General features: G+C 61.2%; 10 protein-coding genes. 7 read left to right on the top strand and 3 right to left on the bottom strand.

The genetic code is table 11. The features are described 5' to 3' along the window. Nucleotides 1–7: 7 nt before the first annotated feature. Nucleotides 8–1,453: a metalloprotease TldD gene (tldD, locus tag ACJ8HN_RS17695; RefSeq protein WP_442523763.1), complete on the top strand. Its 1,446-nt coding sequence runs from the start codon at nucleotides 8–10 to the stop codon at nucleotides 1,451–1,453. A 123-nt stretch (nucleotides 1,454–1,576) separates the two neighbouring features. Beyond that, nucleotides 1,577–2,341, top strand: a complete 765-nt coding sequence (locus tag ACJ8HN_RS17690; RefSeq protein ID WP_060429131.1) for a CDP-diacylglycerol diphosphatase — start codon at nucleotides 1,577–1,579, stop codon at nucleotides 2,339–2,341. A 45-nt stretch (nucleotides 2,342–2,386) separates the two neighbouring features. On the opposite strand, the gene ACJ8HN_RS17685 is transcribed toward ACJ8HN_RS17690, so the two are convergent. Both ACJ8HN_RS17685 and uriH read right to left on the bottom strand, forming a co-directional pair. Then, the gene (locus ACJ8HN_RS17685; protein ID WP_442523762.1) at nucleotides 2,387–4,069 is read right to left on the bottom strand and encodes a Wzy polymerase domain-containing protein; all 1,683 of its coding nucleotides are present in this window, start codon (nucleotides 4,067–4,069) and stop codon (nucleotides 2,387–2,389) included. Nucleotides 4,070–4,760: 691 nt separating this feature from the next. Then, nucleotides 4,761–5,702 carry a uridine-preferring nucleoside hydrolase UriH gene (gene uriH, locus ACJ8HN_RS17680; protein WP_033636166.1) on the bottom strand — a complete coding sequence of 314 codons (942 nt, stop codon included), beginning with the start codon at nucleotides 5,700–5,702 and terminating at the stop codon, nucleotides 4,761–4,763. Between the two features lie 207 nt (nucleotides 5,703–5,909). Between uriH and ACJ8HN_RS17675 the strand changes: the two genes are divergently transcribed. Both ACJ8HN_RS17675 and ACJ8HN_RS17670 read left to right on the top strand, forming a co-directional pair. Then, a complete protein-coding gene (locus tag ACJ8HN_RS17675) occupies nucleotides 5,910–6,185 on the top strand; it encodes a zinc ribbon domain-containing protein (RefSeq protein WP_049234168.1) in 276 nt (91 codons plus the stop codon). Then, on the top strand, nucleotides 6,182–6,526 hold the full coding sequence (locus ACJ8HN_RS17670; RefSeq protein ID WP_049234169.1) for a hypothetical protein: 345 nt from the start codon (nucleotides 6,182–6,184) through the stop codon (nucleotides 6,524–6,526). Before ACJ8HN_RS17675 ends, ACJ8HN_RS17670 begins: the two co-directional genes overlap by 4 nt. Here ACJ8HN_RS17670 and aaeR read toward each other — a convergent pair. Next, complete coding sequence (gene aaeR, locus ACJ8HN_RS17665) at nucleotides 6,517–7,428, bottom strand: HTH-type transcriptional activator AaeR (protein WP_033636163.1); 912 nt, start codon at nucleotides 7,426–7,428, stop codon at nucleotides 6,517–6,519. The two genes, ACJ8HN_RS17670 and aaeR, sit on opposite strands and share 10 nt — an antisense overlap. A gap of 314 nt (nucleotides 7,429–7,742) precedes the next feature. Between aaeR and aaeX the strand changes: the two genes are divergently transcribed. Genes aaeX through aaeB form a run of 3 tightly spaced genes read left to right on the top strand, consistent with a single transcriptional unit; the run spans nucleotide 7,743 to nucleotide 10,856 of the window. After that, complete coding sequence (aaeX, locus tag ACJ8HN_RS17660; RefSeq protein WP_004936952.1) at nucleotides 7,743–7,946, top strand: p-hydroxybenzoic acid efflux pump operon protein AaeX; 204 nt, start codon at nucleotides 7,743–7,745, stop codon at nucleotides 7,944–7,946. A gap of 7 nt (nucleotides 7,947–7,953) precedes the next feature. Next, nucleotides 7,954–8,889, top strand: a complete 936-nt coding sequence (aaeA, locus tag ACJ8HN_RS17655) for a p-hydroxybenzoic acid efflux pump subunit AaeA (RefSeq protein WP_049196169.1) — start codon at nucleotides 7,954–7,956, stop codon at nucleotides 8,887–8,889. Further along, nucleotides 8,889–10,856, top strand: coding sequence for a p-hydroxybenzoic acid efflux pump subunit AaeB (gene aaeB / locus ACJ8HN_RS17650; protein WP_103774251.1), 1,968 nt, complete (start codon nucleotides 8,889–8,891; stop codon nucleotides 10,854–10,856). The genes aaeA and aaeB overlap by 1 nt, the downstream gene beginning before the upstream one ends. Nucleotides 10,857–10,886: the final 30 nt, after the last annotated feature.

Genomic DNA, 10,886 nt, shown 5'->3' with positions numbered 1-10,886 from the left:
AACCATTATGAGCCTGACGTTTGTCAGTGAGCAGTTACTCGCTACCAACAAGCTGAGTCATCAAGACCTGTACTCGGTACTGGGTCAACTGGCAGAACGCCGTATCGACTACGCCGATCTCTATTTCCAGTCCAGCTATCACGAAGCCTGGGTGATCGAGGACGGCATCATCAAGGATGGCTCTTACAATATCGACCAGGGCGTCGGCGTGCGCGCCGTCAGCGGCGAGAAAACCGGTTTCGCCTATGCCGATCAGATCACCCTGAATGCGCTGCAGCAGAGCGCCCAGGCGGCGCGCAGCATCGTGCGCGAGCAGGGCGACGGGCGGGCGCACACCCTGGGCGAAATCGGTTACCGGGCGCTGTACCCGCTGCTCGATCCGCTGCAAAGCCTGCCGCGCGAAGAGAAAATCGCCCTGTTGCACCGCGTCGATAAAGTGGCGCGCGCCGCCGATGCGCGGGTGCAGGAAGTGAACGCCAGCATCACCGGCGTTTACGAGCAGGTGTTGGTGGCCGCCACCGACGGCACGCTGGCGGCGGACGTTCGCCCGCTGGTGCGGCTCTCCGTCAGCGTGCTGGTGGAGCAGGACGGCAAGCGTGAGCGCGGCTCCAGCGGCGGCGGCGGCCGTTTCGGTTACGACTATTTCCTGGAAACCGTCGACGGCGACGTGCGCGCCGATGCCTATGCCAAAGAAGCGGTGCGCATGGCGCTGGTCAATCTCGGCGCGGTGGCGGCGCCGGCCGGCAATATGCCGGTAGTGTTGGGAGCCGGCTGGCCTGGGGTGCTGCTGCACGAGGCGGTGGGGCACGGCCTGGAAGGCGATTTCAACCGGCGCGGCACCTCGGTGTTCAGCGGCCATATGGGCGAGCTGGTGGCTTCCGAGCTGTGCACCGTGGTGGATGACGGCACCCTGCAAGGGCGCCGCGGCTCGCTGGCGATCGACGACGAAGGCGTACCGGGCCAGTACAACGTGCTGATCGAAAACGGTGTGCTGAAAGGCTACATGCAGGACAAACTCAACGCGCGGTTGATGGGTGTCGCGCCGACCGGCAACGGCCGCCGCGAGTCTTACGCGCATCTGCCGATGCCGCGCATGACCAATACCTACATGCTGGCGGGCCAATCGACGCCGGAAGGGATCATCGCCAGCGTCGAATACGGCCTGTACGCGCCGAACTTTGGCGGCGGCCAGGTGGACATCACCTCCGGCAAGTTCGTGTTCTCCACCACCGAAGCCTACCTGATCGAGAAGGGCCGCATCACCAAACCGGTGAAGGGGGCGACGCTGATCGGCTCCGGCATCGAGGCGATGCAGCAGATCTCGATGGTCGGCAACGATCTGGCGCTCGATAAAGGCGTGGGCGTGTGCGGCAAGGAAGGCCAGAGCGTGCCGGTGGGCGTCGGCCAACCGACGCTGAAACTGGATACGCTGACCGTCGGCGGCACGGCGTAATCTTTCCTCAAGGAGCCACGCGCTGGCTCCTTTATCCATTCCCCATGTTGCGGCCCTTGCAGGCGTGCCTGCGCCCAGTGATGGAATGAAATTGACGTGGCGAAAAAACGGAACAATACGAGGATGGCGCGTTGGGCTTTCTCCGCCCTGCGTTGGCTGTTGTTGCTGGGCGTTCTGTCCCTGACGGGCTGCGCCCGTTCCGATGCGCTGTGGGGCGTGGTCGATAAGCTCTGCATGGCCAACTATCAGCAAAAGCGCGATCCGGCCCCGTGTGAGCAGATCTATATGCCGCAGGGGAAAGCGCAGGGCTTTAGCGTGCTGCAAAACCCGCGTTATCCCTATCATTTCATTCTGGTGCCGACGGCACCGCTTTCCGGCATTGAAAGCCCGCTGCTGCTGGCCGGAGAACGAACGGACTATTTTGGCTATGCATGGCTGATGCGTTACCGGCTGGCCGCCGAGTATGGCGGGCCGGTGCCGGACGACAGGCTGGGCATGGCGATCAACTCCGCTTACGGCCGCAGCCAGAACCAATTGCACATTCACCTGACCTGTCTGCGCGAGGATGTGCGGCGCCAGCTGCAGGCGGAACGCCCCTACATACAGGAACAATGGCGCCCCTTGCCGGATAAGCTGTTGCGCCACACCTACTATGCCCGCCGCGTGATGCAGCCGACCGCGATGGGCATCTACCCGATTAAGGATCTTGCGGATTATTTTCATCTGTCGCCGCCGCAGCTGGCGGAGTATGGCGTGGCCGTCGTCCCGACCACGTTTGCCGGCCAACGGGGTTTTATCTTGCTGGCCTCGAAGCGCGGCTGGGACGTCGGCAACCGCGCCTCGGTAGAATCGCTGCTGGATAAAACGTGCGCTATTTTGCCGCGTTAATCTTAAGACGGCAGGTGAGAGCGACGCGCTCTCACCTTATTCTTCCTACCTAAACCGCGCATCCCGCGCAAACAGGAAAGCGGCTTCCCGCTGGCGGGTGTCTGCTTCCGCCTGAGCGCCCTGATAACGCAAAATCATGATCAGCGTGGCATAGACGTTGGCGTCGATACGGCGCTGCAGATAGGCATTGGCCCACTGCCGATAGCCGGTCAGCAGGGCATCATCGCGCGTTTGGTTATAGACCAGCAGCGCGTGAGATTGCTCGTCGAAGGTTTTGCGCTCCCGGTAGATCCAGGCGGCCGGCGGCGGCATCTGCTCGATGCTGTCGATGGAGGCCAGCATGGTGCGTTCCGATTGGGTGAGCGCCATGCGCCCTTGCCAGGCGAAGATCGCCATCACCAACACGCCGATGGCCGCCATCGCCACCGGCAGGCTCAGGGCTTTGGCGAACGGCAGTGGGCGGGGCTCGCCGGTTTGGCCGTCCAGCAGCGCCAGCAGCAGCAGAAACGCCAGCCAATGCGGTGCAGACAGATAGAAAGGGTATTCCAGCTGGGTGTGCACCAGCATTGGCAACAGCACCAGAAACAGCCCGACGCGCGCACCGCCCGGCTGTTCGCGATCCCGTTGCCAGGCGCGTTTCAGCAGCAGCGCGCCGGCGACGAGGACGATAACGATCCCCGCCAGCGCCGGCAGGCCGCCCTCAACCCACCACAGCAGGATTTCATTGTGCGGATGCCCGGCGACTTCCAACACTTCTCGCCAGGGCATTTCCTGCAGACGGAAGTGCGCGAAGCTGTATTCAAAGCCGCCGTAGCCCCAGCCCAGCAGCGGTTTGGCCAGGATCATGGCGCCGACGTCATGCAGCATGGTCAGGCGCGCGCTGTTGGAAAGCTCCCGCCCGATCAGGCCGGCGCGGCTATCCAGGCCAAGACCGGTGAACAGCACCGTGAGACCGGCCGCCACGCCCAACAGCAGCGCGCCGCCGGCCCAGCGGCTTGCGGCCGGGCGCTGACGGGCAAAACGCCACAGCAGCAGCGCCGCCGCCAGGGCGCCGCCCAGCCAGGCGGCGCGTGACTGGATCAGCACCAGCAGGGCGGAGAAAGCGGCCAGTAGGGCGAGCAGCGGGAGCTGCCGCCGCCGCGTCGGCGTGGAGAGGGGGGCAAGCAGCAGCCAGAGCGCCAAAGCCAGCCCGGTGGCGATAAAGCTGCCCAGCACGTTCGGCTGTTGGAAGACGCCATAGACCCGGCGGCCGTTGGGGGCCACCCAGGCCAGCGCGGGGGCGAACAGTTGCAGCGCCGCCAGCAATGCCTGAACGCTTACGGCGAACAGCAGGCCGTACAGCAACAGATCGCGTTGCCGGGTGGTGAGGCGTAGCTGCAGGCAGGCGACATAGAACAGCCAGCCACCGAGCAAACCGGCGCTGCGCCACAGGGCGTCTTCGCGCCACTCGGCGCGGGTATACAGCAGCGGCAGCGCCAATACGGCGATGCCGAGCAGCAACAGGCGTGCCGTGGGGGTAAGCGAAAGACGGGTACGGCCAAGGCAAACGCTGGCGGTCACGAGCAGCGTGGTCAGCGCCATGGCGCTCCAGGCCAGAATGTTTTGCGGCAGCGCCAGGCCGCCGCCGCCCATGTTGGGGTGATAAAACGGCAGGATCGCCGCCATCCAGATCAGCAGCAGGGGCAGCACGGCGATAGCCGGCGCGTTAATGGCGGTTTTATCGGTCATGGTGAACCTGCCATGTTTCGATATCGATCATTGAATGCATATTATTAGGATTCCCTATCCTTATCCTGGTGTTTAAATTCGCTGAAGCTTCAATACCTAAAATTTTTTATGGAAATTGAAAAGACTTCCTGTTGAAGCGATAAATAAGTTTTTCCCCTGTGAGCGAGGGGACGGTTTATATAAAAAGGGGTAAGCCGTATTTCAGTTGCCTGCAAAGGGTGTTTTATTTGTTTGAAAAAACAGGGTTGTCATTTTCTCAAATTCATCTTGCTCCAGTCAATTTTTAATCTTTTATTTTATTTTTGCATTAAAATCAAAACATTGGGATTTTTTGTATGTAGTAAAACGCCGTGTGTACGACAACGAACGCCTGGGCCGACAGGCGATGTAGCCAATGAGATAAGCATTTTCTTGTTAAATCGTTGTTGCCAATGACGGCACGGCGATCGTGGTTTTATTTACCGCTGTTTTTTATTTTTATTTTATATTTTCTTTATTGAGCCTGTATTTATTTTCATTAAGATTCTTCTTGTTTTTTATTGGTTGTTTTTAAATTTTATTTAAATCCATTTTATTAAGATTGTTCTGTTACTGTGGAAATAAAGGGGTGATGATCCCCCTATCCCTGTTGCTGTGCCGCAAGACGGATTAACGCGCCTGTAAAAGCGCGTTAATCCACGCTTCACAGACCTCACTCCACTTCGCCAATCCGTTCCAGCGCATCCACCACCAGATCCCAGAATTTATCCTGATCCAGTTTGACCGCCACCTGAGTGTGGCAGTCCGGCGGCGGCGGCGCGCGGAAATCCGCGACCGTCATGCCCAACGTCAGGGTGCCGGTGAGTTCGATATCCACCGGCGCTTTGCGCACCGTCATCACGCTCGGATCGATCACGTAGGCGACGGCGCAAGGATCGTGTACCGGCGGGGCGCTGAAGCCCTGCGCCTGTTGGTACATACGGCCAAAGAATGCCAGCAGTTCGCCGACGAAGGCGGCCGGCCGGGTGCCGAGGGCGGCGATACGCGCGCAGACTGCCGGCGTGGCCAAAGCCTGGTGGGTAAGATCCAGCCCGACCATGGTCAGCGGCCATTTTTCGTTAAACACGATGTGCGCCGCCTCGGGATCGATTTTGATATTGAACTCCGCCACCGCGCTCCAGTTGCCCACATGGTAGCCGCCGCCCATCAGCACCACTTCCTTGACCCGCTCGGCAATGCGCGGCTCTTTGCGCACCGCCATAGCGATATTGGTCAGGCCGCCGGTCGGCACCAGCGTCACGCTGCCGGGCGGGTGGGCCATCACCGTATCGATGATCAGATCCACCGCGTGGCGCGAGTCCAACTGCAGGTGAGGTTCCGGCAGCACCGGGCCATCGAGGCCGGAATCGCCGTGGATATCGGGCGCCACTTCGATATTGCGCACCAGCGGGCGCGGGCAGCCGGCGGCGAAGGGCACGCCGGTGATATTGGCGATGCGCGCCACCGCCAGCGCGTTGCGCGTCACTTTGTCCAGCGTCTGATTACCCACCACGGTGGTGACCGCCAGCAGGTCGATCTGCGGATTGCCCCAGGCCAGCAACAGAGCGATGGCGTCGTCATGCCCCGGGTCACAGTCCAGTATGATTTTTTTCATGGTTATTCCTGATGCAGGGAGAGGTTCCCGCAGCATAACGCAGCGCGGCGGCGTGGGATAATGCCGATGGTGCTTTTGTTAACGGCATCAAAGCCTTGCCACTTTTACGATGTAATGAAACGTAAAGCCTGCTCGCCGGGCTTTACCCTGGAGGTTACTCCAGGGTTTACAGTGAGCTTCAGCGTCAATGCACAGAGGAGAGGCGGGATGAGCTTACTGAAAAGGTTGTTGGGGCAAGGCGGTATTAACCGCGGTCATCAGCGCGCGGGCCACGGCGGCGGGCATCATGGCAACCGCTATAACCAGCATGGCGAGCCGGGGCCGCAGTGTCCGGAATGCCGGGCGGTGAATAAATCTGGCGCGCGTTATTGTCACCGCTGCGGTCAGCCGTTTGCCGCGCTGAGCGCCACCTGCGGCCAGTGCGCCGCGCCGCTGCCGTCGGGCAGCCGCTTTTGCCCGCAGTGCGGCGGCGGTGTGCCGTGAACCGGGGCGGTTGGACGCTAGCGCTGCTGCTGGGCGCCATGGCGCTATGGACGCTGCTGGCCTGGGGCGTAGCCGGCGTGCTGGCCTGGCTCCCGGCGTTGGCGGAAGCAGCCGGCGGCGCATCGCTGCCGGTGAACGGCGCGCTGAGCCTGGTGCCGCAGGCGGTGCTGGACGCCTGGCTGCCGTGGCTGAAACAGCTGGGCAGCGGGCTGGCGAGCTATTTTCCTCTGCTGCTGAACTGGGCCGGCTACGCCGTCTGGCTGCTGTGGGGCCTCGGCATGCTGGCGTTGATACTGCTGGGCGCGCTGGCGCACCGCTATTTGAGCGCCGCTCAACGATAGCCCTGATAGACCGCCGCCACGCGTTCGAAATAGTCGGTTAGGTAGTTGATGCACACCTGCACCTTCAGCGGCAGTTTGTCCTTCTCGGTATAGAGCGCGTAGATCGGCCGCGGATCCGAATGGTAGCTTTTGAACAGGATCTCGATCTCGCCGCGCTTGATCTCTTCGATCACCCACATCAGCGGGGCGTAGGCGATGCCGGCGCCGTTTTTCAGCCAACGGATCATGGTGGAGGAGTCGTTGGTGACGAAGCGCCCCTGCGGGGAAATGCGCGTGGTGATGCCCTCCGGCGACATCAGTTCAAATTCGCTGTCGGGCCGCACGCTGTACTCGAGCCAGGAAAAGTTGACCATGTCGCTCGGCTTTTGCGGCGTGCCGTGCTGGCTGAGGTAGCTTTTGGCGGCGCACACCACCATCGGCATCTGCCCCAGGCGGCGGGAGAACAGGCTGGAGTCCTGCAGCTCACCGGTGCGGATCACCAGATCCAGCCCGTCGGTGATCAGATCCGGCGCCGGAATGCCGGTCACCAGGTTGACCGTCAGGCCAGGGTACTCTTTCATCATCTCGGCGGTCATGTTCGCCAGCACGTTTTGCGCCATGGTGGATGAGCTGCCGATGCGCAGCGTGCCGGCGGGGGTATTGTTAAACGCATACAGCTGCTCATGCACTTCGCTGACTTCCTGCAGCATGCGTCGGCAGCCCTGATAGTAGATTTTGCCGGCCTCGGTCAGGCCGATGCTGCGCGTGCTGCGGTTCAACAGCTTGACCTGCAGCTCATTTTCCAGTTTCGAGACGGTTTGGCTGATCGATGAAACGCTCATGCCGAGTTGGCGCGCGGCCGCGGTAAACGACCCGAACTCAACCACTTTGGCGAATACCGACATCCGTTTTAATCTTTCCATTATTCACTCTGGCTTAAAAGTGATTTAGATCACAGATTGTTGATGCCTTGATAGTAAGCAGGCTAATATAACGTGGTCGGGTGAATAGACCTTACCAACGTGCGAGAGCGATCGGCAACGCAATCCTGCCGCTCCTCCGGCACCCTCGCAATCCCTGTCGTGGATGTCTGCCCCAAAGTTTAACCTTTTTTCGGGTTCGTGACCTGGACAAGCTGCCTGGTCAAGATTTGTGGCGCGCGCACGCTAAAATGTAAAGAGAATGTGAATGGCGAGACCTGTCTTTCCCCGGCGCAGTGAACAATAAGGAAAAAGTGATGAGTTTGCTTCCGGTTATGGTCATCTTCGGACTGTCGTTTCCGCCGGTGTTTTTCGAGCTGCTGGTGTCGCTGGCGCTGTTTTTCCTCTTGCGCCGCCTGCTGCAGCCGACGGGGATTTACGATTTTGTCTGGCATCCGGCGCTGTTTAACACCGCGCTGTATTGCTGCTTGTTTTATCTGATTTCATGTCTTTTTGTTTGAGGTCGCTGTGAAAAATTTTTCGATAAAAATAACCCGAATCGCGATCACTTTGATTCTTGTGCTGCTGGGCATCGTCGCGGTATTCAAGGCCTGGGTGTTTTACACCGAGTCGCCGTGGACGCGTGACGCCAAGTTTACCGCCGACGTGGTGGCGATCGCGCCGGACGTCAGCGGCCTGCTGACCGACGTGCCGGTGGTGGACAACCAGCTGGTGAAGAAAGGCCAGGTGCTGTTCGTGGTCGATCGGCCGCGCTATGAGCAGGCGCTGGCGCAAGCCAGTGCCGACGTCGCCTACTATCAGACGCTGGCGGCGGAAAAGCGGCGCGAGGCCGGCCGCCGCGTGAAGCTGGGCGTGCAGGCGATGTCGCAGGAAGAAATCGACCAGTCGAACAACTCGCTGCAGACCGTGCAACACCAGCTGGCGAAGGCCGTGGCGACGCGTGAGCTGGCGCAGCTGGATCTGGAACGCACCACGGTGCGCGCTCCGGCCGATGGCTGGATCACCAACCTCAACGTACACGCCGGCGAATACATCACCCGCGGTTCGGTGGCGGTGGCGCTGGTGAAGAAAGACTCCTTCTACATCCTGGCGTACCTGGAAGAAACCAAACTGAACGGCCTGAATAAGGGCAATCGCGCGGAGATCACCCCGCTCGGCAGCAACCGCATCATGCACGGCACCGTCGACAGCGTGGCGGCGGCGGTGAACAACAGCAGCAGCACGGTGAACAACAAAGGATTGGCCTCGATCGACAGCAACCTGGAGTGGGTGCGCCTGGCGCAGCGCGTGCCGGTGAAGATCCTGCTGGACGCCAAGGACCAACAGCATCCGTACCCGGCCGGCACCACCGCCACCGTGGTGATCGTCGGCAAGAACGATCGCAATGCCGACAGCGGCTCGCCTTTTGTGCGCCTGATGCACCGGCTGCGTGAGTTCGGCTAATGAACAGCCCAACCTTTATCCGGCTGAGATTCGCCTTCAAGCTCAGCTTCGCGATTGTGTTTGCGCTGTTCGTCGGCTTCCATCTCAATCTGGAAACCCCGCGCTGGTCGGCGATGACCGCCGCCATCGTCGCCGCCGGCCCGGCCTTTGCCGCCGGCGGTGAACCCTTCTCCGGCGCCATCCGCCACCGCGGCTGGCTGCGCATTATCGGCACCTTTATCGGCTGCTTCGTCGGCCTGCTCATTATCATCACCACCGCCCGCGCGCCGGTGGTGATGCTGCTGTTGTGCTGCATCTGGGCCGGTTTCTGCACCTGGCTCTCTTCACTGATCAAGGTCGAGAACTCCTACGCCTGGGGCCTGGCCGGCTATACCGCGCTGATCATCATCGTGACGGTCGCCACCAGCGAGGCCCATCTGCTGGAAGCGCCGCAGTTCGCCATCGAGCGTTGCAGCGAGATCGTGCTGGGGATCGTCAGCGCCGTATTGGCGGATCTGCTGTTCTCGCCGCGTTCGATCAAGCAGGATATCGATCGGGCGGTGGATCAGCTGCTGGTGGATCAATATCGCCTGATGCAGATGTGCATCAGCAACGCCGACAAAGAAGACATCGACCGCGCCTGGAGCAATCTGGTGAAGAGCACCACGGCGCTGGACGGCATGCGCAACAACCTGATGATGGAGTCTTCGCGCTGGCAGAAGGTCAATCGCCGGGTGAAGGCGCTGCATACCCTGTCGCTGACGCTGATTACCCAGGCTTGCGAAACCTACCTGATCCTGGTGAATCATCCGGACATGCTGCAAGCGAGCCTGCGGGAGCAACTGATGGTGCCGGCGGAAACCCCGCAGGAGATCCACAGGCGCATGAAGCTGTTGCGCCAGGTGCTGACCACGCATCGCTCCGAAGAAACACTGCCGACCCTCACCGGCTGGGTCGGCGCGGCAACGCGCTACCTGCTGCTGTCGAAGGGCGTACACACCAACGGCAGCATCAGCGCGGTGGAAGAGGACGTGTTGAGCAATGAAACCGTGGTCAAGCCGACCTCGGCGGAAGGGCATCATGCGATGATTAACGGCCTGCGCACCTTTGTGGCCACGGCGTTCGGCTGCCTGCTGTGGCTGTGGACCGGCTGGACGTCCGGCAGCGGCTTTATGGTGATCATTGCGGTAATCACCTCGCTGGCGATGCGCACCCCGGCGCCGCGCATGGTGGCGATGGATTTCGTGCTGGGCATGCTGGCGGCGATCCCGGTCGGCTCCCTGTTCTTCATGGTGATCCTGCCGGCGACGCAGCAGAGCATTTTGCTGCTGTGCCTCAGCCTCGGCCTGCTGGCGTTCTTCATCGGCATCGAGGTGCAGAAGCGGCGGCTCGGTTCGCTGGGGCTGCTGGCAGGGACCATCAACATTCTGGTGCTGAGCAACCCGATGGAGTTCAACGTCACCCAGTTTCTCGACGGAGCGCTCGGCCAGTTCCTCGGCAGCTGCGTCGGGCTGATGGTGCTGCTGCTGATCCGCGACAATTCGCGCGAACGCACCGGCCGCACGTTGCTCAACCAGTTCGTCAGCAGCGCGGTGTCGGCGCTGACCACCAAGGCGGCGCGCCGTCGGCAGAACCACCTGCCTGCGCTGTATCAACAGCTTAACCAGCTGCTGATGATGTTCCCGAACGACATCGCCAAGTATCGTCTGGCGCTGAACCTGATCATCGCCCACCAGCGCATGCAGCGGGCGGAGATTCCGGTCAGCGAAGAGCTGTCGGCCTTCCACCGCCAGATCCGCAGCACCGCCGATCGGGTGGTCTCGGCCAAAAACGACGTCAAGCGCGCCTATTACTACGATCGCTTGCTGGGTGAAATGAACGAGTACCAGCAAAAATTGGTGGACAATCAGGCGCCGCTCAGCGTCACCGGGCCGGTGAAGCGCCTGGCCGACATGCTGCATCGCTATCGCCACGCCTTGATCGATTGATGCGTTCCCGCCTGTTGCGCCGCGTTGTGC

Origin of the sequence: Serratia sp. CY29653, assembly GCF_052169255.1 — a bacterium.
GTDB lineage: Bacteria > Pseudomonadota > Gammaproteobacteria > Enterobacterales > Enterobacteriaceae > Serratia > Serratia sarumanii.
This window is presented reverse-complemented; position numbering and strand designations above follow the sequence as displayed.

Coding starts and splice junctions, on each gene's coding strand:
- ACJ8HN_RS17685 (WP_442523762.1), bottom strand. CDS start 4,069: ATGACCGATAAAACCGCCATTAACGCGCCGGCTATCGCCGTGCTGCCC.
- ACJ8HN_RS17675 (WP_049234168.1), top strand. CDS start 5,910: ATGAGCTTACTGAAAAGGTTGTTGGGGCAAGGCGGTATTAACCGCGGT.
- uriH (WP_033636166.1), bottom strand. CDS start 5,702: ATGAAAAAAATCATACTGGACTGTGACCCGGGGCATGACGACGCCATC.
- aaeX (WP_004936952.1), top strand. CDS start 7,743: ATGAGTTTGCTTCCGGTTATGGTCATCTTCGGACTGTCGTTTCCGCCG.
- aaeB (WP_103774251.1), top strand. CDS start 8,889: ATGAACAGCCCAACCTTTATCCGGCTGAGATTCGCCTTCAAGCTCAGC.
- aaeR (WP_033636163.1), bottom strand. CDS start 7,428: ATGGAAAGATTAAAACGGATGTCGGTATTCGCCAAAGTGGTTGAGTTC.
- ACJ8HN_RS17690 (WP_060429131.1), top strand. CDS start 1,577: ATGGCGCGTTGGGCTTTCTCCGCCCTGCGTTGGCTGTTGTTGCTGGGC.
- tldD (WP_442523763.1), top strand. CDS start 8: ATGAGCCTGACGTTTGTCAGTGAGCAGTTACTCGCTACCAACAAGCTG.